General features: G+C 36.6%; 22 protein-coding genes. 11 read left to right on the top strand and 11 right to left on the bottom strand.

Annotated features, from left to right (window positions below; translation table 11 throughout):
- Positions 1-82: 82 nt before the first annotated feature.
- From B3P23_RS12860 to B3P23_RS12850, 3 genes are all read right to left on the bottom strand, one after another.
- Positions 83-1777 carry a protein-disulfide reductase DsbD family protein gene (locus tag B3P23_RS12860; protein ID WP_293926615.1) on the bottom strand — a complete coding sequence of 565 codons (1695 nt, stop codon included), beginning with the start codon at positions 1775-1777 and terminating at the stop codon, positions 83-85.
- Between the two features lie 296 nt (positions 1778-2073).
- Positions 2074-2523: a protein-disulfide reductase DsbD N-terminal domain-containing protein gene (locus tag B3P23_RS12855; RefSeq protein ID WP_045755146.1), complete on the bottom strand. Its 450-nt coding sequence runs from the start codon at positions 2521-2523 to the stop codon at positions 2074-2076.
- Between the two features lie 222 nt (positions 2524-2745).
- The gene (locus tag B3P23_RS12850; protein ID WP_293926612.1) at positions 2746-3516 is read right to left on the bottom strand and encodes a biotin--[acetyl-CoA-carboxylase] ligase; all 771 of its coding nucleotides are present in this window, start codon (positions 3514-3516) and stop codon (positions 2746-2748) included.
- Between the two features lie 49 nt (positions 3517-3565).
- On the opposite strand from B3P23_RS12850, the gene rsfS reads away from it, so the two are divergent.
- From rsfS to B3P23_RS12830, 4 genes are read left to right on the top strand one after another with little or no spacing between them, the layout of a single operon-like run.
- Positions 3566-3940, top strand: a complete 375-nt coding sequence (gene rsfS, locus B3P23_RS12845; protein WP_045755147.1) for a ribosome silencing factor — start codon at positions 3566-3568, stop codon at positions 3938-3940.
- 42 nt (positions 3941-3982) lie between these two features.
- Positions 3983-6055 carry an ATP-dependent zinc metalloprotease FtsH gene (gene ftsH, locus B3P23_RS12840; protein WP_248755186.1) on the top strand — a complete coding sequence of 691 codons (2073 nt, stop codon included), beginning with the start codon at positions 3983-3985 and terminating at the stop codon, positions 6053-6055.
- A gap of 60 nt (positions 6056-6115) precedes the next feature.
- Complete coding sequence (locus B3P23_RS12835) at positions 6116-6763, top strand: LutC/YkgG family protein (protein ID WP_293926604.1); 648 nt, start codon at positions 6116-6118, stop codon at positions 6761-6763.
- Between the two features lie 4 nt (positions 6764-6767).
- Entirely contained in the window at positions 6768-7391 is a 624-nt protein-coding gene (locus B3P23_RS12830; protein ID WP_045755150.1) for a rhomboid family intramembrane serine protease, read from the top strand.
- Position 7392: 1 nt separating this feature from the next.
- On the opposite strand, the gene B3P23_RS12825 is transcribed toward B3P23_RS12830, so the two are convergent.
- Positions 7393-8931 carry a YifB family Mg chelatase-like AAA ATPase gene (locus B3P23_RS12825; RefSeq protein ID WP_045755151.1) on the bottom strand — a complete coding sequence of 513 codons (1539 nt, stop codon included), beginning with the start codon at positions 8929-8931 and terminating at the stop codon, positions 7393-7395.
- Positions 8932-9167: 236 nt separating this feature from the next.
- Here B3P23_RS12825 and B3P23_RS12820 point away from each other — a divergent pair, with 236 nt between their 5' ends.
- From B3P23_RS12820 to B3P23_RS12790, 7 genes are all read left to right on the top strand, one after another.
- The gene (locus B3P23_RS12820) at positions 9168-9437 is read left to right on the top strand and encodes a YtxH domain-containing protein (RefSeq protein WP_293926600.1); all 270 of its coding nucleotides are present in this window, start codon (positions 9168-9170) and stop codon (positions 9435-9437) included.
- An 82-nt stretch (positions 9438-9519) separates the two neighbouring features.
- Positions 9520-9939 carry a hypothetical protein gene (locus B3P23_RS12815; RefSeq protein ID WP_045755153.1) on the top strand — a complete coding sequence of 140 codons (420 nt, stop codon included), beginning with the start codon at positions 9520-9522 and terminating at the stop codon, positions 9937-9939.
- Complete coding sequence (locus tag B3P23_RS12810; protein WP_094771689.1) at positions 9914-10423, top strand: hypothetical protein; 510 nt, start codon at positions 9914-9916, stop codon at positions 10421-10423. The genes B3P23_RS12815 and B3P23_RS12810 overlap by 26 nt, the downstream gene beginning before the upstream one ends.
- A 286-nt stretch (positions 10424-10709) precedes the next feature.
- Positions 10710-11366 carry a tRNA (guanosine(46)-N7)-methyltransferase TrmB gene (trmB, locus tag B3P23_RS12805; protein ID WP_045755155.1) on the top strand — a complete coding sequence of 219 codons (657 nt, stop codon included), beginning with the start codon at positions 10710-10712 and terminating at the stop codon, positions 11364-11366.
- Positions 11367-11675: 309 nt separating this feature from the next.
- The gene (locus B3P23_RS12800; RefSeq protein ID WP_293926596.1) at positions 11676-14801 is read left to right on the top strand and encodes a SusC/RagA family TonB-linked outer membrane protein; all 3126 of its coding nucleotides are present in this window, start codon (positions 11676-11678) and stop codon (positions 14799-14801) included.
- A gap of 11 nt (positions 14802-14812) precedes the next feature.
- Positions 14813-16345: a SusD/RagB family nutrient-binding outer membrane lipoprotein gene (locus B3P23_RS12795; protein WP_045755157.1), complete on the top strand. Its 1533-nt coding sequence runs from the start codon at positions 14813-14815 to the stop codon at positions 16343-16345.
- Between the two features lie 20 nt (positions 16346-16365).
- Positions 16366-17889 (top strand): DUF5689 domain-containing protein, encoded by a 1524-nt coding sequence (locus B3P23_RS12790; protein WP_094771685.1) that lies wholly within the window; start codon positions 16366-16368, stop codon positions 17887-17889.
- A 59-nt stretch (positions 17890-17948) separates the two neighbouring features.
- Here the strand turns inward: B3P23_RS12790 and B3P23_RS12785 are convergent, their stop codons facing one another.
- The 7 genes from B3P23_RS12785 to B3P23_RS12755 all read right to left on the bottom strand — a co-directional run bounded on the left by B3P23_RS12785 (position 17949) and on the right by B3P23_RS12755 (position 23819).
- On the bottom strand, positions 17949-18941 hold the full coding sequence (locus B3P23_RS12785) for a rhodanese-related sulfurtransferase (protein ID WP_045755715.1): 993 nt from the start codon (positions 18939-18941) through the stop codon (positions 17949-17951).
- 164 nt (positions 18942-19105) lie between these two features.
- On the bottom strand, positions 19106-19321 hold the full coding sequence (locus tag B3P23_RS12780) for a DUF3820 family protein (RefSeq protein ID WP_045755159.1): 216 nt from the start codon (positions 19319-19321) through the stop codon (positions 19106-19108).
- Positions 19321-20076 carry a glycosyltransferase family 2 protein gene (locus tag B3P23_RS12775; RefSeq protein ID WP_293926588.1) on the bottom strand — a complete coding sequence of 252 codons (756 nt, stop codon included), beginning with the start codon at positions 20074-20076 and terminating at the stop codon, positions 19321-19323. Before B3P23_RS12775 ends, B3P23_RS12780 begins: the two co-directional genes overlap by 1 nt.
- A 1-nt stretch (position 20077) precedes the next feature.
- Positions 20078-20989, bottom strand: coding sequence for a glycosyltransferase family 2 protein (locus B3P23_RS12770; protein WP_293926586.1), 912 nt, complete (start codon positions 20987-20989; stop codon positions 20078-20080).
- A gap of 2 nt (positions 20990-20991) precedes the next feature.
- A complete protein-coding gene (locus B3P23_RS12765; protein WP_094771684.1) occupies positions 20992-21633 on the bottom strand; it encodes a hypothetical protein in 642 nt (213 codons plus the stop codon).
- 27 nt (positions 21634-21660) lie between these two features.
- Positions 21661-23016 carry a flippase gene (locus tag B3P23_RS12760; RefSeq protein WP_045755163.1) on the bottom strand — a complete coding sequence of 452 codons (1356 nt, stop codon included), beginning with the start codon at positions 23014-23016 and terminating at the stop codon, positions 21661-21663.
- Between the two features lie 59 nt (positions 23017-23075).
- Complete coding sequence (locus B3P23_RS12755; RefSeq protein ID WP_045755164.1) at positions 23076-23819, bottom strand: DeoR/GlpR family DNA-binding transcription regulator; 744 nt, start codon at positions 23817-23819, stop codon at positions 23076-23078.
- Positions 23820-23850 lie beyond the last annotated feature (31 nt).

Here is a 23850-nt window from a genome sequence, read left to right as displayed (position 1 = left end):
TAGGTGTAGTTGAGTACATATCCATGCTCTACTACATTTTTTATTTTCCTAATTACAGACCTATTCTGTTCTTAAGAATAGCTTATTTTTTAGCGTTGAAGGCATCAATGCCACTTTGTAAATACTTAGCATATTCAACAGGATCATAGTTTGCTCCTGAAGGTGGTACTAAAACATTTCCTTCCGTATCAACGATAACATAGAGTGGTTGCGAATTGCTATTGAATTTAGAAGCTTGGAAATCGGAGTTTTTATTTCCGATATTTTTTATCTTTTTACCAGAATAAGCAGATATAATCTGTTCTTCAACGGGCAATTCCGTACGATCATCTACAAAAAGTTCCGCCATTACAAAACCTTCTTTTAATAATTTCGCGACATTTGGATCTGTCCAAACGTTTGCTTCCATCTTTCTACAATTGACACAGTTCCAGCCTGTAAAATCAATTAAGACAGGTTTTTTTAATTCTTTGGCTGTTTCTAAAGCTTGGTCATAATCATAGTAAGGATCAAATCCTTTAGGTGTGCCACGCTCGTGAAATATCTCGGCATATTTTTTTACCTTACCATCTGAGTGTGCTGGTGAAGCATTTGCTATTCCTGCCGATAAATCAAAATCTTGAGTGGCGGATGGTGGTAGGAAAGCGGAGATTGACTTTAATGGTGCTCCCCATAATCCGGGAATCATGTACATCACAAATGAAAAAACGACAATTGCTAAAAATGTACGAGGAACCGATAAAAATTTTAAATCACTGTCATGTGAAAACTTAATTTTCCCAATTAAATAAAGACCCATTAAACCGAATATGACGATCCAAAGCGATAGAAAAACTTCACGATCTAACCAGTTCCAATGATAAGCTAGATCCACATTGGATAAGAATTTTAGTGCTAGTGCTAACTCTAGAAATCCTAATACAACCTTTACACTATTTAACCAACCACCAGATTTTGGAAGAGATTTTAAAAGAGAAGGAAACATGGCAAATAAACCAAAAGGGATAGCGAGTGCAATTGAAAAACCAAGCATACCGATTGCTGGTCCTAATCGTTCACCCTTTGATGCGGCTTCTACCAATAAAGTTCCTATAATAGGTCCAGTACAGGAGAATGAAACTAGGGAAAGACTAAAAGCCATAAAGAAAAGACCTACTAAACCACCTTTATCCGATTTGGCATCCATTTTATTAACAAATGAACTTGGGAGTGTAATTTCGAAAGCCCCAAAGAAAGACGCTGCGAAAGCCACCAATAATAGGAAGAATATAAAATTGAACACCCCATTTGTTGACAAAGCATTGAGCGCATCCGAACCAAAAAGAATCGTGATGATCATTCCTAAAGCTACATAGATGATAATGATAAAAAGACCATATAATAAAGCTTTACTGATACCATTGGCTCTCGATCCAGACTGTTTTGTGAAAAAACTAACCGTTAGCGGCAACATCGGGAAGATACAAGGCATTAATAGCGCTGCAAAACCCCCGATCAGGCCCGCAAGAAAGATTCCCCATAGTGATTTTTTTACTTCAGGAGTTGCTGTAATGGCTATATTTTGTGTGTTTTTAGCCGTATCTTGAGTTATTGTGTCGGGACTTTCAGAAAAAACCAAATCTGTAGGCACTTCTGATAGTGTTGAGGTATCGGCAGATTCGGAAAATTCGATTCCTTCTACACTAAGCAATGAGTCTTGCGTTGATGCGAAAGAGAAAATAGGAATGAATAAACTGAAAATAACGAAGTAGAGTAAAAAAAGTTTCTTTTTAGCCATTTTTTGTAGAGTTCATATGTAATTTGTAAAATTAGAAAAAGGTGATGAGAATCCTCTTATCTTTTAGTAGTTGTAAAGTCAATTTTACTTCATGAAGACCAATTTCTGGACTCTTCTTACTTGAAAGCTATCTTATTAGGGGCTATTTTTATAAAATTAACATCTTATTAAAGTTCAAAGTGATCTTAAACAAAATAGTCGACGATCTCAACCGAACCTTGGTCAAAAGAAAAACGCTATTTAGATCGTTTTTTACATGATCTAAATAGCGTTATATGTGTTGTAATTAGTTTTTACTATTTAATAGTAACTGTAAATGCATAATCGGTTGGAGGCAGACATTGTGTTTTATCACATGCTTGGTATTCAACAGAACCCTTTACCGTTGTAGTTCCCTTATTCAGTTTTACTTTTTGTTGGAAAACAACTTCCTTATTAAAATAACCTACATTCATTTTAAATACTTCTTCATACTTCATTGCTGGTTTTGGTTCCGCAGTTTTACCGTTTAAAGTATAATCTTTAGAAGCTGTATATGTAAATGAAGTTGGAATAGGACCATTTTCACCTATGTTCTGAGAATAGATATGCCAACCATCCTGAATGGTAGCTTTAATAAAAATAACAGCTTCCTTACTGTTTAATTTTTTCGAAGCAACAGTCCATTTCACTGGATTATGGATCTGAGCTACGGCACCTGAAATAGCAAAAAATAATACTGCTATTATTAATGTTAATTTTTTCATGGGTATATATTTGTTTTTTAATTTATAAAGCTACCATAAGCATTTGTTTCACTGTTTGTTATTACTTATGATGGTTTCATCAGAATAATTTGTTATTATAGTTATTTAAATCGTTATTGTGTTTTAGTATGACATCAAAACATAGCTAAAGTTTAATTTAGTTTAGCAAATTTAGTGCTTTGATGAGATATATTTATCTGAGGATCGTAAATATTTTTTTACTTACAACACATACTTGATCTCATGAAGATTGAACGTCATTATTTCGCCATCTATTTCTGCTTGTAATTGACCATTAGGCAATACCTGAATGATTTTTCCCTCTATTTCTACATCAGCAATTTTATAGGTCTTTATTTCATTTTTTCTAAAAAGATATTGATTGAACTCTTGCAGTTGCTGCACTTGATTTCCTTGTTTCAAGCGTTTATACTCCTGGTCTAAAAATAAATATAGTTCATTTGCTAAACTGGCTATATCATAATCCTCGTGGCTATCATTAATAGATTTTAGTGATGTAATATGTGGATTGTCTATAAATGTGGTCTGATTTATATTGACACCTATTCCGATAATACTCGTTCCGATCAAATCTCCTTTGATGCTGTTTTCAATTAGTAGCCCAGATATCTTTTTTTGGTTTACATAAATGTCATTCGGCCATTTAATTTGCACGACTTCCTTCGTTTTGGTCTTTAACCATTTCATTATTCCAAGACAGATTGCACATGATAAGGCAAATTGCTGATCGATTTTCAGAAAATGGGGGTATAGTAAAATTGATGTAATAATATTTTTACCCGGTTCTGTGATCCACATATTGCCCCTTTGACCTTTACCAGCATATTGTTCAACTGCTAAAATGGCAGAACCCTCATCCTGTGGCGTGAATTTTGACAAGTTATCCTTGAAATAATCATTTGTGGAAGACACTCGGTCGATAGTAATTACATTTTGACCAATGATAAGTCCTGAAAATGTGTTATTTTGCAAAGTGAAAAAAATTTAATTGTATATAATAGCAAAACTATAATATTTTTTAATGGATAAAAATAAAAGTTCGGAATTGTCAACGCGTCTGTCAGAGGTTGTTGTTTATGGTATGCAAGAGAAGAAAGCAAGTGAAATAGTGCGATTGGATTTGAGAAATATTAACAGTTCTGTTTCTGATTATTTTGTCATTTGCCATGCCGACTCACATATTCAAGCCAATGCAATAGCAAAAAGTGTGGAGGATGAAGTTTACAAAACATTTGGTCAAGATCCTCAATATAAAGAGGGTCATAGTATCGGAGAGTGGTTGATATTAGATTTTGTAGATGTGGTCGTTCATATTTTCAAAAAGGAAAAAAGAGCCCTCTATGCGATAGAAGATTTATGGGGTGATGCTCAAATTCAAAATTTTCAAAGTGCTTAGATTAGTAGAAAAATAGATTTAAAACGATATAAATAAGATAGAATGAAGAAAATACCAACTGGTAAAATAACCCCAAAACCGCCCAAGTTTAATATCTTGTGGTTAAGTTTTGCTTTGATAGTGGTCTTTTTTGCCTTACAATACGTTTTTAGCGATACAACGGCTAAAAAGATTACTTACAGTGAGTTTGAATCTACAATCTTACCAACAGGAGATGTAGAGCGGTTAGAAGGAACTAAGAAAAATGACCTCGTACAGATTGACGTTTATATTAAGAAAGATCGTTTAAAAGATGAAAAATATAAAGATGTTGCTCCTGGACCTAATGCGTTAGCTTTAACGCCAGTTACGGGACCACAATATTTTTTCACAGAAGCTTCTGCAGAGATTTTAGCTGCTAATTTAAAGGCCGCACAAGAAAATCTGCCTGCAGGTACACCTCGATTAAGTGTCAGTTATGAAGATCGTTCCAATCCTTGGGCTAATTATTTTGTAACCTTTATTTTACCATTAGTCGTGATGGTATTATTGTGGTTATTCTTAATGCGTCGCATGAATGGTGGTGGTGCTGGAGGTGGTGGCCAAATATTTAATATTGGTAAATCTAAAGCGCAGCTTTTTGACAAAGAATCATCCATTAATATTACATTCAATGATGTCGCTGGTCTAGAAGAAGCAAAACAAGAAGTCATGGAGATTGTGGATTTCTTGAAAAATCCGCGTAAGTATACCAATTTGGGGGGTAAAATTCCGAAAGGAGCTCTGTTAGTCGGCCCTCCAGGAACAGGAAAGACATTACTTGCCAAAGCAGTTGCTGGTGAAGCGCAAGTTCCTTTTTTCTCTTTATCAGGTTCTGATTTCGTTGAAATGTTTGTCGGTGTAGGTGCTTCTCGTGTACGTGATTTATTTAAACAAGCGAAAGAAAAGGCACCATGTATTATTTTTATTGATGAAATTGATGCTATTGGTCGTGCTCGTGGTAAAAACTCGATGATGGGTGGTAACGATGAACGTGAGAATACTTTAAACCAATTATTGGTGGAGATGGATGGTTTCGGTACAGATTCAGGTGTTATCATCTTGGCCGCAACAAACCGTATTGATGTATTGGATAGTGCTTTACTTCGTCCAGGACGTTTTGATAGACAAATTTCGATAGATAAGCCAGATTTAATTGGACGTGAGCATATTTTTAAAGTACACTTAAAGCCTTTAAAATTGTCTCAGGAAGTTGATGCTAAAAAATTATCGGCACAAACTCCTGGATTTGCAGGCGCTGAAATTGCCAACGTTTGTAATGAGGCTGCTTTAATCGCTGCACGTAAAAATAAAACAGAAATCGATATGCAAGATTTCCAAGATGCAGTAGATCGTGTCATTGGAGGGTTGGAAAAGAAAAATAAAATTATCTCTCCAGAAGAGAAAAAGATTGTTGCTTATCATGAGGCAGGCCATGCGATTGCTGGTTGGTTTTTAGAGCATGCTGATCCATTGGTGAAGGTGTCTATCGTACCGCGTGGTGTTGCGGCATTGGGTTATGCCCAATACTTACCGCGTGAGCAGTTCTTATATACAACTGAGCAGTTAGTCGATAGTTTGTGTATGACTATGGGTGGCCGTGTTGCCGAAGATATTACTTTCGGACGTATATCAACTGGGGCTCAAAATGATTTGGAACGTATCACAAAATTGGCATATGCTATGGTTGCGATCTATGGTATGAATGAAAAAGTAGGAAATGTTTCTTTCCGTGATGGATCCGAACAATTTCACAAACCTTATTCTGACAAAACGGCAGAGTTGATTGATTCTGAAGTTCGTAACTTGATCACTGATGTTTATACGAGAACAAAACAATTGTTACTTGAAAAACAAGATGGCTTAATCGCTATCGCAGAGAAATTATTAGAAAAGGAAATCTTGTTCCAAAGCGATTTAGAAGAAATATTAGGAAAACGTCCATTTGATACGAAGACCACTTATGATGAATTTGTGAATAGTGGAGATGGAGGTGGTGTTCCACAAACGGATCTACCTTTAGATGTTTTACCAGAAGAAGCTAGTGTCGCAGACCCTAAAATTGGGATCAAAGAAGAAGATAATCCAAACACATAAATTTAATTATACAGCGCTTCTTTTATAAAGAGGCGCTGTGTTTTTTATTTCCTCCGCCACATGAATGTTAAAAATAGCAGTAGCAAAGAGCAGATGTTAGGCAAGATCAGACAGGCTCTAATTCAAAAAAGTGAAAATCCACATCCTAAATTCAAGAAATCTCCTTTATATCAGGATGAAGATGAGTTAGTTGACGTTACGTTTGCGCGAGAACTGACAGCTGTTGGAGGAAAGTTTTTGTATTGTGATGGTGAGATCAATCTCATCGAAAATTTGATTCATTTGACCGAAGAAAATAATATTAAAAAAATATTTACATGGGAAAAAGGTGTTCAAGATCTTTTAAATCCTTACGGGTTTCCTATACACACCAATGAAATTGAATTCGATGCTGCAGATGCTGGTATTACGTCTTGTGAAGTTCTGATTGCACGCAATGGAAGTATTATGGTCAGCAATGCGAATGCTTCTGGACGTAGACTGGGGATTTATCCGCCTATTCATATTGTAATTGCAAAAGCTTCCCAAATGGTGTGGGATATAAAAGATGCTTTATCTTATATGCAGCGTCGCTATGGTAGTCAGATGCCCACGATGGTTTCTACCGTCACGGGACCATCACGCACAGCAGATATCGAAAAACGCTTAGTTTTGGGAGCGCACGGTCCAAAAGAATTATATGTTTTATTATTAGAGGATCGTTTTTAATTATATGATACAAGAATATCTGTTTTTAACTCCCGTAGCGAGTATTATTTTTGCTTTAACCATAGCTTCAAGTATTTATAGTTTTTCAAATCCTCAAGTACTGGGTGAAATGATGTTGCACCCTTATAGCATCTATCGAAAGAAAAGAGTCTATACGATCTTAACGAGTGGGCTGATTCATAAAGATTGGGGTCACCTTTTATTCAATATGATCACGTTTTATTATTTTGGATTTGGTCTAGAAAAGATACTCATTCAAATTAGTGATTGGGGTCATTTGCAATTTGCCATTATCTATGTATCAAGTTTGATTCTGAGTGATATTCCCACCATTTTTCAACATAAAAATAATTCTGGTTATTACAGTTTAGGAGCCTCAGGAGCTATCTGTGCCGTATTGTTTAGTTATATTATGTTTGATCCAAAAATGATGCTCGGCATCTTCATGATTATTCCGATGCCTGCGTATATATTTGCAGTGCTCTTTTTAGGTTATTGTGTGTGGGCATCTAGAAATTCAAGAGACGGTATCAACCATGATGCACATTTATTTGGGGCATTATCTGGTGTGATTCTCACGTTGATACTTTACCCCTGGATTTTTAAACATTTTCTAAGCCAGTTTTAATTTATCCTGTCCAACTTTGGCGGTCAAGGCTTCTAAATTGGATAGCCTCCGCTAAATGATGGTTTTTAATATTCGCTTCTTTTTCCATATCAGCGATTGTTCTAGCGACCTTTAAGATACGATCATAGGCCCGCGCAGACAAGCCTAATTTTTCCATGGCAGTTTTAAGTAATTTCCTTCCCTCGGCATCAATTTGACATCTTTCCCGAACTTGTGTACTGCTCATTTGAGCATTATTATGGATATGTTGAAGGGTCTTAAAGCGTTCATTTTGGATTTTTCTGGCAGCCATCACCCGTTCTCTGATGTCCATGCTTTTTTCGGATTTTTGATCAGATGCTAGTTCTTTAAAAGCTACTGGGGTGACCTCTACATGCAGATCGATACGGTCTAGCAGAGGGCCCGATATCTTACTTAAGTAGCGTTGCACGGTACTCGTGCCACAGGTACAATCTTTTTCGGGATGATTATAGTAGCCACATGGACAGGGATTCATAGCTGCTATAAGCATAAAACTAGCGGGATAATCAACCGAAAATTTAGCTCTTGATATGGTAATACTACGTGATTCCAAAGGTTGTCTCATCACTTCTAATACCGTTCTTTTAAATTCAGGGAGCTCATCCAAAAATAATACACCATTGTGGGATAAGGAAATTTCGCCTGGCTGAGGGCTGGTGCCGCCACCAACCAGTGCCACGTCCGAAATGGTATGGTGTGGAGCTCGAAAAGGTCTTCTCGTCATTAGGGAATCTTTTGCCGATAATTGACCTGCCACAGAGTGTATTTTAGTTGTTTCCAAAGATTCCTCTATGGTTAGTGGTGGCAATATCGTGGGCATGCGTTTGGCAAGCATTGTTTTGCCCGCGCCCGGAGGGCCTATCAAAATCACATTATGACCGCCAGCGGCTGCTATTTCCAAGGCTCGTTTAATATTTTCTTGTCCTTTGACATCTCCGAAATCGTCTTCATTTTGATCGGTCTGATTTGTAAATTCATCCTCAATGGCAACAGTTGTAGCTTTTAAATTAGTCTTGTCATTAAAAAAATGAATCACTTGCAATAAATTATCCACACCTAAGACAGTTAAGTTTGAAACGATAGCTGCTTCTCTGGCATTTGCCTCAGGTAGGATAATACCCTTAAATTTGTCTTTTACAGCTTGAATAGCTATCGGTAAAATTCCCTTTATAGGTTGAATACGACCATCTAATGATAGCTCTCCAAGGATCAGGTAATCTGCTAGCCGATCCGCTTCAATTTGATTTGAAGAAGCTAATATGGCAGTTGCAATCGCCAGATCATATGCGGAACCTTCTTTTCGAATATCTGCAGGGGCAAGATTGATGACTATTTTTTGCCTTGGCATACGATATCCACAAGACACAATGGCACTTTCTATTCTTTGTAGACTTTCTTTAATTGCATTATCTGGCAAACCAACTATATAGTACCGCGTCCCTGCAGTTATATTTACCTCTACAGCTACAGAGGTTGCCTCAATACCATATACAGCACTACTATAGGTTTTTGTTAACATAAAAATGGTCTAAATGGTATTTAAAGTTAATAAAATTTATTTAATAATTCTGAGAATTATTTTTTTACCTTGAAAAATAACTCCAATTGTATTTTTTGTTCAAATTTGTTATATTGTAGCTGATGGTATTTATCATATATCAAAAAATATTGGCTTTTGGCAAACGATTTGCTTAGCTAATTGTATTATTACTGAATAAAACAATTACAAAGGATTAACATTTAAAGTTTAATAATATGAACGATAATAGTAAAGTAGTATTGGCATTATTAGCAGGTTTGGCAGCAGGAACCGCTTTAGGAATTTTATTCGCACCTGATAAAGGAACAGAGACAAGAGACAAGCTTAATGAATCCTTAGCTGATTTGGGAGATGCTATTCGTGAGCGTGCCGAAGAGCAGTTTGATCAATTAAACGATTTTAAAGAAAAAGTTGTTTCTACTCTCAAAACAAAAATCAATAAAGGAGAAGAAATTTTCGAAGATGAAATTACAGAACATGCTTAGATCGCAGTAATTTTTTACCTAAAGAAATTATTATCAATACTATAATCAGAGGCCTAGCCTCTGGTTCTTAAAATAGAAATAAATGGAAGAAGAAAAATTCTCGCTAAGTGGTACATTCCAAAAGACAAAGGAATATTTAGATTCGCAATTAAATTTAATTCGGCTAAAGACAGTGGAGCGATCTTCTCGTTTAATTGCAAGTTTGATTGTTGATGGTGCAAAAATAATTTTAAGTTTATTTATTGTATTTTTTCTATGTCTTGCTTTGGGATTTTATTTAGGAGAAGTATTAGGAAGCAATTCTTTAGGTTTTTTAGCTACGGCAGTTATATTTTTGCTTATACTCGTTTTGATTCGGGTATTTGAGCCGACGTTGGAGTCTAGATTTATGGATTTGTCAATTCGTCGATTTTCTGCCAAATGGACAGATGAATTAGAGGAAGAAGAAAATAGTGTGAAACAAGAAAATGTAGAAGATGACGAAACAAAGCAAAATTCATAACCTCGCAGAGCTTAAGGCGGAAATCACTCGTCTTAAAGTTTTAAAAAGTGAACAAGAAGCGTATTTGAAGTCGCAGATGACCTTGTTAAATCATAAAATTGAAACTCCCATGCGTATTTTTAATGTCGTGAAAGCAAATGTTCCGGGATTAAATTTGATTACGGGACTTTTCTCTCCAGCTAAAAATAGTGGAGGTACAGATTCTGATTGGTTAACCAAAGTATTGCGCATTGGTGTTCCTTTTGTCATGAATCGATTTTTCTTTAAAAAAGCTGGTGTTTTGAAAAAAGCACTGTTGTTATTAGCTTCAGAAAAAGCTCTTGGTCAAGTCAATCAGGATAGTATTTCTGGTATTATAGGAAAAGTTACCAATTTTATCAAACCTAAAAAAAATAAGAAAAGAAAAGGTACCATTCAGAATCCTCCTGTCATTGAAGATCAGGTCAATGAATATGGTATTCCATCTTATAGTGAAACCTATTAGACTATATGTTTTTCTTAACTTGAGATCATTTTGGCCTTTTATTCTTAAAATTGAATCTATTTACATTCGATGATTTTGATCTGGTTAGTAGAGTAACGCCAGATCAATCAATAGATGATCGCAATTTCTATTCAAGTACAACTTGTCATTTTTGTTAAAAGTTACCAATGCTTGAAAATACCAATCACATCGATTGAAGTCAGTAATACGGGTATCAACTAAAATTACCACATAAACTATTGATTAGTGCAATAATAAGGTTATTTTTGCAGGATATTTTATTGTAATGGGTAAAGACAAACTTAGAAAATTTGCGGAGATTGGTACTTTTGACAATGTGGTAGAACTGGATGCAGGTAAAGCACTTAAAGGTCAGTGGGCAAAATCGCACTTTAAAAATGATCATCCAATCGTTGTAGAATTGGCTTGTGGAAAGGGTGAATATACGGTCAATCTGGCAAAGCTTTTTCCCGAGAAAAACTTTATTGGTGTGGACTATAAAGGAAATCGTATCTGGAGAGGTGCTAAAACAGCTATTGAAGAAGGGATTCATAATGTTGGTTTTCTCCGGATTCAGATCGAGACTATATTGGATCACTTTGATGAAAATGAGATTTCTGAAATTTGGATTACATTTCCAGACCCGCAACCACAAGAAAGCCGTGAGAAAAAACGTTTAACAAACCCCACCTTCTTAGGTCGTTATAAGTTTGTATTAAAAGAAGGTGGATTGATGAATCTTAAAACGGACAATGATGGATTCTACAATTATACTTTGGAACAGATTGAAATTTTGGGATTCCATAAACACGCACAAACTGCTGATTTATATCATTCTGATTTAGTCAATGAAGTATTATCGATTAAGACATATTATGAAAAAAAATATTTGGCCGTCGATAAGAACATCAATTATGTAAAATGGTCTTTTGATCAGATTTAATTCATAAAGATTATGATATAAGAGGAGTAAATTTTAAGTTTACTCCTTTTTTTGTGCATTTTAATTAACATCATCTTTATATAGCCCATCATTTAGTAAAATAATGTTAACATAAAACTAGGGCTATCTTAATATAGTGATTGCATTTTTGTGCGGAAGTAAAACCCGTTGACAAAACAATTTTGCATGAATCATTATTACCTATCACATTTAAAAAAGGCACTGCTTGTATGTAGTATACTCAAATGCAGTTCTCATTCTCTTTTTGCGTCAGATCTCGCGTTCAACACTCAAGTATTACCAACAATTTTGGAACAAGAAAGTGTTTCCTTTCAAGGAAAAGTAGTGGATGGAAATGGGCGACCACTTGTTGATGTTTCTATTCTAAATGGCAATAAGAGCATTGGAAAGACGGATAAAGATGGGGCATTTTCATTGCATGTTACTAAGGGAACTGTTTTGACTTTTAAGTCATTGGGGCACCGGAGTCATGAGGAACATGTGATTAAACCATCTTCCCATATTGAGATCAAATTACACACCACCGAGCGCGCATTAGAAGAAGTGGTTGTCACGGCATTAGGTATCAAGCGTGAAGAAAAGTCTCTCGGTTATTCAGTTAGTACTGTAAAAGGTGAGGAGCTTACCAATGCCGTTTCGAGTAACTGGATGGATGCGCTCTCTGGTAAAGTTGCTGGACTCAATCTGATGCGTTCAGGAGCAGGACCAGTTGGATCAACTAAGATTATCTTACGTGGAGAGAATAATCTAACTGGAGAAAACCAAGCATTGATTGTTGTTGATGGTGTAATTATCAATAGTGGGTCAGGCAGACGATCAGGTAATGTTTCGGATGCTATTTATGGCACTGGAGGTGATAATATGCCCGCAGATTATGGTTCAGGGATGGATGACTTAAATCCGGAAGATATCGAAAGTGTTTCGGTATTAAAGGGACCGGGAGCAGCAGCTCTTTATGGACAAAAAGCAGCCAATGGTGCAGTGATCATCACGACTAAATCAGGTGCTAAAAGAAATGGAAAGTCATTAGGGATAACATTAAATTCAAATACTTCATTTGAAAGCGTCAATCGTTGGCCAGATCTGCAATATGAGTATGGCCAGGGTACAGGAGGCTCAGATTATTACTCATATGGAACTTCGATTGATGGAGGGAGTACAAGCGGTACTAGTTCTGCTTATGGTCCTAAGTTTGATGGTCAGTACTTTTTTCAGTATGATCCCAATCTTCAAGCAGTAGGAACAGAGCGGACACTTTGGAAACCTTATAAAAATATCAATAGTTTTTTTGACGTTGGCAAAACGTATATGAATACCATTTCGATCGATGGTGGAACAGAAAAAACCAATGCACGTTTCTCTGCAACGAATGTTCGTAATACATGGATTGTTCCCAATACAGGTTATGATCGCAATACCGTCGCTTTATCGATCAATTCGAGAGTTAGTGATAAATTGAGTATCACTTCTAAGGTCAGTTATAATAACCGTCATAGTGATAATCTTCCTGGAGCAGGTTATGGTAATCAATCGTTGATGTATTGGTATATCTTTTGGCAACCTAGTGCGGATGTGAACTGGTTACAAGATTATTGGGTAAAAGGCAAAGAGGACCGGAAAATCATGTATCCATTCAGCAGTTACCCTGAAAATCCGTATGCGATCTCTTATGAATTTATCAACCGTAATAACCGTAATACATTTACCGGAAATGCACAAGCCTCTTATCAGTTTTCAAAAGAATTTAGTGCACAGATCAGAGCATCTATAGATTTTTCCAGTGAAGACCGAGGACAGTTAAGACCTTATGATGCTGGTTCTAAATTGGCCGAAGGAAGTTATCGTACACAAGAAATCTTTTCTAAAGAAACCAATCTCGATTTCTTATTGAAATATGATAAAAAAATACATGAAGATTGGCAAATAACTGCTACAGGAGGTGGTGGTACACTGCGTAATAATTACCGAATGACATCCCTGGCCTCGGATGGCTTGACTTTTCCAGGAGTATATAACCATACCAATAATAAGTACGGTATCAAAAGTGTTCAGGATATTAGAAATTTTGAAATTAATAGTTTTTATGGTTTAATTACCGCAGGGTTCAAAGATTATTTATTTTTTGATGCAACGGGGCGTATGGACTGGTCAAGTACCTTAGCAACATCCATCGTTCCTGATAAAAATGTTGGGTTCTTCTATAATTCTTTCAATAGTAGTTTGGTACTATCAGAAGTATTTTCATTACCCAAAACTATTAATTTCGCAAAATTGCGTGCCTCTGTTGCTTGGGTAGGGTCGGGTGTTGATGCTCCCTATATGACACAATTTGGATATGTCGGTGGTAACCCACTGATTGGAGGCTCCTTGCAGAACCCATCTACACTCGTCAATCCGTATATCGAACCGCTTTCAACACGATCAATAGAATTTGGAACAGATGTTCGCATGTTTAAGAATCGTTTAAATATTGATGTCGCAGTTTATCAGGGGAATACAAGTAAACAACATCTTTACCGTACAATAGATCCATCATCAGGTTACTCCAGATACCTGATGAATATGGGAGAAGTTCGTAATAGAGGATTGGAAATCGCTGTCAATACCAATCAGTTAGTCAATAAACACGGATTTAATTGGTCATCGAGTATCACCTATAGTGCTAATACCAATAAAATTATGTCCATTCCCGACTCTTCGATTGTGCTTCAGTATCGCTCAGTCGGAAGTGGTCAAATTGTAGGCTTACAAGGGGGAAGTATGGGTGATATGTACGGTATAGGATATCAACGTGCTCCAGATGGCCAGGTGATATACGATGAAAAAACAGGTGTAGCGTTATTAACAGAGCAAGTTGTCTATTTAGGTAACACAATTCCTACAGGTAAATTAAGCTTAGGAAATACATTTAGTTACAAAAATTTTAGATTAAATGTCTTATTCGACACGCAGTGGGGAGCAGTTGGTCATTCTTTGACACATTATAAACTCGCTGAACAAGGAAAAACAAAAAATACACTTCCAGGTCGTTATAATGGTATTATTGGAAATGGAGTTGTTTCCAATGGTGATGGTACATATCGCAAAAATGATGTAGTAGCAACCAATATTGACGAATATTATCGTTCACATTATGGTCAAGACAATGCCGAAGGAAGTACATTCCCAACCGATTTTATCAAATTTCGAGAAGCAAGATTAGATTATTCTTTCAAAAAAGATGTTTTAAAACGATGGGGTCTAGATAGGGCGACAATCGGTCTTTATGGAAGAAACCTATTTATTTGGTCTAAATGGCCAGCCTTTGATCCTGAGTTTGGAACATTAGATGGTGGAGATATTGTGAAAGGTTTTGAAATCGCTCAATTTCCTTCAACACGCACAATAGGGTTTAATTTAGTCTTGGGTTTTTAAGCTGAAATACAATGAATAATACGATAAAAAAAATATCTTTTGCTTTCTTGGCATTATCGATCAGTCTTCAGGCCTGTGATAAGGGTTTCATAGACTTAAATACAGATCCTGTAAAAACAACACATGCTTACCCTTCGCAATTTATGGCCAATGCATTTTTAAATGCAATCACAGCCAATATGAGTCGAAATAGAAGTTTTACCAATGAATTGATGCAAGTAACGGTTTCTATTGGTGAAGGAGATGGTAAAGTGTTTCGTTATGACTTTAGACCAAGTTGGTCAAGCTATCTGTGGGATCAACATTACAAGCAGCTTATGAACTTTAACGACATGTATCTGGCAGCCTCAGAAGGAATAGGTCTTAATAGATCCTATCAAGGAGTTGCACTACTTGGTCAATCTTGGTTATTCTCCATATTGACAGATACCTACGGTGATGTCCCGTATTCAAAGGCATTAATCGGGAGAGATTCCCTTATTTTGGAACCACAGTTTGATAAACAACGGGATATCTACACGGGTATGTTTGAAAAATTTGAAGAGGCAAATCAATTATTCAAAGCAGGTGATGCTCTTGAAGCATCTAGTGATCCCATTTTTTCAGGAGATGTTCTGAAATGGCGCAAATTTTCAAATTCCATGTACCTGCGGTTATTGCTTCGTATTGCACACAAAACAGAGGTCGGTCCCAATGCAATTAATAAGATAAAAGAGATTCTAGAAGATAATCCAAATGAGTATCCGATCATGAGCAGTAATGCTGATGTTGCCGTTTTAAGATGGACTGGGCAAGGAGCTTATGTATCACCATTTATGGGAACTAGGGCACAGGATTTCCGTGCTACTTCTCTTGCATCTTTCTTTATTGATCATCTACGAGATTGGAACGATCCACGTCTCAACATTCCGGAATATGGGATTAGTGGTGTCAACAGATTGGGTATTGCACCTGTATCTGGAAACTATATTGGCGTAGAGAGCGGCTATGCTGCTGGAAACGCAGAAGATTACACAAAGTTGAGTTATTTCTATTCCTACGATCAAAATGCGGGGGTGAATAGTTTACAAACCGAACCATTGACTGGTATGTTGATGAATTATGCCGAAGTCGAGTTTATCAAAGCAGAAGCAATCATCAGAGGTTGGATTTCCGGATCTGCCGAAATTCACTATAAGAGTGGAGTAGAAAACAACATTAAGCTGTGGATTCCCAATTGGGCACTTCCGGTGCAAGATTACCTAACGAATGCGGACATACAGTGGGACGATAGTAAAACTGTCGCCCAAAAAATGCAAAGTCTGCATTTGCAGAAATATTATGCACTTTTTATGGTGGATATGCAGCAATGGTTTGAACATCGCAGAACCGGTTATCCAATTTTACCAAAAGGTCCAGGTTTGAAAAATAATGGTGAAATGCCAGCAAGAATGGTGTATCCAGTTATCGTACAGTCCTCAAATCCGAATAGCTATAAAGAAGCGGTTGCTAATCAAGGAGCTGATCTGATTAATACCAAAGTCTGGTGGCAAAAACCTGAATAGCTGATTCAATAGAAATTAAGATGAAAAAAATATTATTTAATATTATTAAAGTGATGGTGGTTCTGGTGGCCATGACATCATGTCAAGACACCAATTATCCAGGAGCAACAATTAGTTCATACATTGGTATCTTTGATCTTCGGGCTCTATTTAAAGGAGAAGTAGTAACACTAGATGCAGAAAAACTAGGTGGTTCCAGTAAGTTAGCAGCACTAGTCGTATCCGATCATAAAGGCGGCAATCTGCCTGATGGATTATTAGTCGTACAAGATACAAGACGTTTAGGGAAGTTGCGTGGGATTTCAATCGATCTTGGCGATGCTGCAATGAATTATCAACCTGGAGATTCGGTCATTATTGATATTATAGGCAGTCAACTTTTGAGGGAGGATGGTCTATTGAAACTTAAAAATATCAGAGAAAATCAAATTTTAAAGGTCGCTTCTGGACGACCGATTAAAAACAATGTGGTGACCTCAAAGGCCATATTGGAAAATCCCGAGGCCTATGAAAGTACTTTGGTTATTATTTTAAAGGGAGGGTTTAATCCAATTCCGAAAGCTGGAGATGTACTATCTGGAACTAAAGTCTTGAATGACGGTTTTGCAAACATAAAGTTAGTAACCAATGAAAAGGCTGAATTTTCCCAACAATCACCATATATTCTCGGGAATTATTATGGGATTGTTTTTAGTCAGGAAGATGGTGCAGGTCTACGTACTCCTTATCTGAGATGTCGCGCAAAAGAAGATATTTTGATGCTAAGTTCTGAAATTGAACTCGCATCCATTGTGATCACAGGTTTTGCTAGTGATGTTAAAGGTTCAGATACTAACTATGAATATATGCAATTCATGGCTACAGAAGATATCGATTTCTCGAAAACACCTTATGCCGTAGTTGTGAGCAATAATGCCAATGCTTCAACGCCTACGGGTGCACCAGCGAATGGGTGGGCAACTGGAGGTATGAGAACGTACAAGTTTAATTTAACAACAGGTATCGCTCGTAAAGGTACGTTCTTTTATGTCGGGGGAAAATATCAGATGATCAATGGAAGCGCTTCCACAAGTTTGGAAACTTCCAATTGGGTGTTAAATTATGATTACAATGAAAATAATGGATTTGATTTTGGAAATAAAACTTCAGGATTGTTAGCCAACAGTGGCAATGCCTTTGGCATTGCTGTTTTCAAAGGAACCACCGTGACAAAAGATTCCAAGCCCGTCGATGTGCTATATAATTCTGGTGGAGGAGCCCTTTGGGAAGGAAATAAAGGTTATCGTATTACAAATAATGATTTTTATGATGTCATCAATCCTTTAACGATGGAATCTCAACCCTTCTTCAAACAAGGAACAAATCAATTATTTCTAAAGTACAATACGGCAGATGTGGGTTATTTCGTAAGTTTGGGAGGTGAATATAATCTAACATTAGGACGCTGGACAGTAGCTCGTAATCAAAATAATGTAGAGATGAGCAAGACCTCGACCATTACGGAAATAGAGCATGAAAAAGCGACAAAACTGGTGGAGCAATAGCTGATTATAGAATATTAAATAACAAAAGGCTTGAACAATCTGTTCAAGCCTTTTGTTATTTATAAGGAATTTTCTAAACTAACTTTAGGTGGAAAGTTTTTATGTTTTCTTTTGCTTATTTTTTCGATATTAACAGGTTGAGGTATTTTCACATAATAACCTGTACCATCATACGGACGCTTTAGTGGATCTTCTTGACAAGCTGTTGAACAACAGCCTTCTAGTTTTTCTCCGCATTCGTCGCATTGTGTAAAGTGCTCATTACAACTTGGACTAGCACAATTGATCATCTTGGGAGTTTGTTTACCGCAATTTTTGCAAGTAGATACAACCACTGGATTTATCGAGTTAACATCAACGGTCACTCTATTATCAAATACATAGCACTTCCCATCAAAATCTTTACCACCCGCTTCTTTACCATATTTGATAATTCCGCCATGTAGTTGGTAAACATCTTCAAAACCCTCGGCTAATAATAGCGCTGAAGCTTTTTCACATTTTATACCACCAGTACAATAGGTTAAGATTTTTTTTCCTTTGTATTGTTCCAGTTCTTTTACTTTTTCTGGAAATTCTCTGAAATTTTCAATATCCAATGTCACCGCATTTTTAAAGCGACCCACATTGTGTTCGTAATTCGAGCGAACATCGAGCACAACAACATCATCACGATCTTTCATTTCCATGAAGTCTTTCGGTTCAAGATGAATCCCTGTTTTCAGTGTTGGATCGATTATTTTTGGATCACGTAAACCCGAGTGTACAATTTCAGTTTTGTAACGGCAGTGCATCTTGATAAAAGACGGTTCTGTTACATCATCAATCTTGAATTCGGTATGATTAAATCTACCATCGGCATAGATAGCATCCATGTAGGCTTGACAAGACTCAGGTGAGCCCGAAACCGTACCATTTAGACCTTCGTCAGCAACAATAATACGTCCAACTAGGTTTAATGATTTACAAAATTCTAAGTGATCCGCCGCAAATTTTTCTGCGTCAGCAATGGGACTGTAGCAATAGTACAGTAATGTTTGATAGTGTGCCATAGTTTTCATTGATACCGCTGCAAACGGCGTTTAATGCAAATGAATTATAGCGCAAACTTAGTTAAAAATTGGAAATTATGCAATTTTTAACATTTTCTCATCAGTCCATGAAGAACAAATACCATGATAAAATAAAAAAATATGATTGAAATAAATGATATTCGTTACCTTTTCTTCAAAGGGTCCAATAGATATTCCAATCCATTTAATTTTATCTCATAAAGAGTGCCCAATTGAATTCCCAACTTTCCTGCTGGAAAACCCTTTTGGTGAAACCACACTAGATAAGGTTCGGGAAGATTACATAACGTATAGCCTTGGTATTTTCCAAAAGGCATTTTTACTGTTACGAGTTCTGTTAATATTTCAGGATTCATCATTAGTCTGCGGGATTACCATTTTTGATACGATATACAATCATTTTGAAAGCAATGACAAGGTGATTAAATAGATTGGGAATCGTACCATAATATTTTTGAAAGATTTCAAAACGTTCCTTTAAAGATTCTCGATGCCTTTGTTTGGACATGCCTCCGACCAGATAGCGAGCGACATGCTGATTGGCATTAACACATATATTAGCTTTCTTAGCAGCTTTTATTACCCAATCAATATCTGCACATAAGGTATACCGGAGATCATAGGGTTCGGCAATGGTACGCTTGACATAAATTGCTTGATGACAGATGTTCATGCCGTAACGAAAACTTTTCCAATTAAAATGTGCAGGAACTTGATGTCTACGTTCACCAATGATTTCACGTTGATCGTTTATCAAAAAGGTTTCACCGTATAAGATATCAGCACCTTCACTTACTTCAGCGATATTAGCCAATGTTTCTTTGCTGTACAGTTCGTCCCCCGAATTTAAAAAAAGAACATAATCCCCAGTTGCACGTGCTAGACCCTTATTCATCGCATCATAAATTCCTTTATCTTTTTCGGACACAAGAATAGCGATATTTGATTTGTATTTTTCGATCACATCCAAGGTACCATCGGTAGAGACGCCATCAATGACAATGTATTCGAGATGTTTATACGTTTGGTTAACAACGGATTTGATGGTATGTTCGATATCCCGTACATTGTTATAAACGACTGTAATGATGGAAAACGTAGGATTGTTATACATACTATTTTTTTAGTTCGTTGATTTTCTTTTTGGCAAAACGGATTCCTCTTTGCAAGAGTGAACCTTTTCTATGGGCATAAAAATACTTAATTGATTCATAAGCTTGTGTATGCTCTTTTATTTCTAGTGGAAATTCCGTTATTTTTTTATCAGCAAGTACCACCCTGTAGGTATTCTCGGCTGCGGTATGTGTACCAGAACCATCATTGCCAATATTTTGGGTTAATGAATTTCTGGGATAGAGTACCAAACCATTCTTTTTAAAAACAGAGGCATACCAGCGGATTGCCCAAGAATTAATCTTTCCCGCTTTAAATTCCTGCACCTGTTTCCAGAAATTCTCCTTTCCTTCTATACTGAATTGATGAATTTGTTCTATCGTAAAGTCATCGGTCAACTGATGAATATCGGCGTTGAAATGTTTCCAAGCACGATCCCATGTGGCCCATCCCCAACTATTTGCCACCCTGAAGAAAAATGTTTCAGGTAGATTCTCTAAATCTTTCAAGGGGTAGCCGTATCCTGATATTTGCATCACACGCTCTTCATCCTGATAACGATCCAGAGCATCGTTAAAATAGCTGAGCGCGAATGGGGAAGTGGTGAGATCATCCTCTAGAACGATAATCCGACCATACTGCTTGACAATCTTGGAGACGCCATCAATTACATTGGCTGCCAGCCCGCAATTTGTATCGCGGAAAATGAGGTGTATTTTTTTAAACTTCCAATCGCTATTGATGATCTCCCTCACCTGATCTACGGCAGGTTTTGATTTTTCATTCTTTGGAGCATCCGAATAGATAAACAGTTCGGAAGAAGAAGCTAAATCATTCTTCTCTAGAGCCTCTAAGGTACGTAATGTGTGATCCGGTCGATTGTATACAAATAAGATAATAGGTGCTGTTGACATTCTTATATTCCTAAGCAGTTATTTTCTTTATAAAATAGAGAGGTTACCTTTCTATGGATTGCACCTATTGCAATTCCTGAGAAGGGGATGTGTTTAAATCCTTGTTGTAGCAGATAGTCTATAGCGGGCTGATAGTGTTTTCTTTCCGCATCGTCTAATATGAGGACACCGGTATCATTTAATCTCTTAATAGCGTTTCTGCAACAAGATATTCGTTTCCTGCCATCAACAATAACGATGTCAAAAAGCTGATCTTGTTGTAGGATTGCATGCACATAATCATCTGCCTCTAAGTCAATATTTTTTATTGTTACATTTGCAGGCATTTGATTTTTAATACGTTCAAACCAATTTTCATCATGTTCGACAGCGGTCACATTTTTGACATGCTTTGCATAAAATAAGGTGGAATTACCTGCACCATATTCAAAAAGTAATAATTCTTTATTTAATCTACCATCGATAAAGTCTAAGAAAGAATAGGTTAACCAAGGAATAGGATTACCGTTGGGATCTAATGATTCTTTTTTTAAATAGGAGTTTGTCCAGCCTGTTTCTACGAAATATCCTTTAAAAGCCAAAGAGAGCAGGCCTTTTATGAGTTTGCTATTCAGTAAGGATCGATAACTACCTGTTTTTTCCATATTTTTAAGTTTATAGTAGAAATAAACTTAACGATTTATTTTTAAAAATTTATCTTTTACAGTAGATAATAATCCCAGTAAAAAAAGTGATCTGATCATCAGAATCGCATTTGGCCGAGTTCTCTTAATGAATAGTAAGAAAAAAGTAGAAGCAAAATAAGCGATTAAAGTAGCATAAGCCGCGCCAATAATTCCAAATTTAGGAATTAAGAAGTAGTTCAATACAACATTGATAAGCGCTCCGAATGCCGTGCGGTAGAGGGTGATTTTGGTAAGCCCTTCAGCAATGAGAAACTGTGCGCTCGCTGTGCCTAAGAATGTAAATACACCTGCCCAAATATGCACTTGGAGCGTATGTAATCCTTCTCCATACTCTGGAGCATAATAATATTTAAAAAGAAAAGGTGCAAGTAATGTAACTACCAAAGCAACTGATAAACTGATAAATACCATGAGCTCGTATAAGTTACCCAATCTTTTCTGGTATAATTCAGGGCTTCCTTTCCTGGCGTTCATAATAGCAGGAAATAAGGATGTAGAAATTGCTACAGGCATGAAATACCAACTTTCACTGAGACTTACTACAATAGAATAAACCCCTAATGCCGATTTTCCCAATAGAGCGTCGATCATGAGTTGATCTATCTTCATATAAAAGGTGATAAACAAGGACGAAAATGCTAGTGGCCAACCTAGTTTGATCAGCTCTCTAGCAGTCGCTTTATCATATTTCCAGGATGAAATACGATGACCAAGTTTACGGTAAAGCGCTAGATAGCCAATCTGTAAAATAATGACATCAAAAACTAGTGTCCAGATGAAAGCATCTAAAGGAGCTTTTACGAGGATGAGTATCAATTTTATTGCAGCAGAAAGTACATTACCTCCAACTTGTACCATCATAATCATTTTTCCCTTTACCTGTGCCTGAAAAAAGCTATCGATGATCTGTACGGCTTGAATAATACAGATTAATGATACAAGTGCAACCTGTTTGAAAGAGGCCGCAGGAGCTTCTGGTGCAAAATGAGCGATGAGGAAATAGGTGAGGTAAACAAGTGGCAAAACTAAAAAACCAGTTATGATCCGAATGCGTAGGGCAGAGCCCAAGAGTACATCTTCTCTTTCTGGATGCTGTAATAGTTGCCTCGTGATCAATCCATCGGTACCCATGGTGGCGATTCCAGTAAAAAAGGCCAATAAGACCAGAGGATAATTGTAAGTACCAAAGTTTGCACTTCCAAGATAGGAGGGCAAGGCAAATGAGGTCACCAACATTTTGACAAAAAGAGATCCAACACGGGCTAACAACAGCCAACCTGTGTTTTTGAAATATTTTTCGAATGCTTCTGGATTAAATCCTGGTAATGCTGGTATTTTCATTATGATGCAAACCTACTGATTTTTTTTAGAGGTTTGCAGGAGAATATAGTCGTAAATGATTAGAGTACATTAATAGCACTCTTGAATTCAGATAGACTAGGATGTTCTGGATCTAGATCTGTGACAAGATAATTGACATCATGAAGGGGTACCACTTTCATCTTTTGAACCGAGTTCAATTTTTCTGCAATACTGAGGATCACTAATTTACTGGAACATTTAATCATTGCTTTTTTGATCTGTACAACTTCCCAATCCGAATCTGTTACGCCATCCTGCGTGGAAAGGCTATTTGTTCCTAATAAACAAATGTCAACTTTAATATCAGACAATTCGTTTGTTACTTGGGATCCTGATACAATATTCGTATTTCTGGATAATTTGCCACCAATTAAAATAACCTCTAAATTTGGCTTTTCTGCTAGCTCTAAGGCCACTAAGGGGCTGATGGTGAAAATAGTACATTGAAGACTATCTGGAACAAGTCGAGCCAACTCGATCATAGTTGTTCCACCCCCAGCAAGAATTGTCATTCCATTTTGAAGTAGAGAAATGGCTTTTCTTGCAATTTCTTTTTTAGCTTCTTTTGCATATACATTTCCATCTTGAAATGGAAATTGAAAAGACTTTGATAATGCACCTCCATATACCTTTAGTACTTTTCCATTTTCTGCCAATTCATTTAAATCACGACGGATTGTATCTTCAGAAACATTGAGCTGAATGCTTAAGTCTGACGATAATACTTTATTATGTAAATTGATTTGGTGTATAATGAAAGCTTGTCTTTCCTCTTTTAACATGACAGATAGTTTATATAGTCGAAATTATTTA

The sequence above is a fragment of the Sphingobacterium sp. UBA6320 genome, from assembly GCF_002440335.1.
Lineage (GTDB): Bacteria > Bacteroidota > Bacteroidia > Sphingobacteriales > Sphingobacteriaceae > Sphingobacterium.
This window is presented reverse-complemented; position numbering and strand designations above follow the sequence as displayed.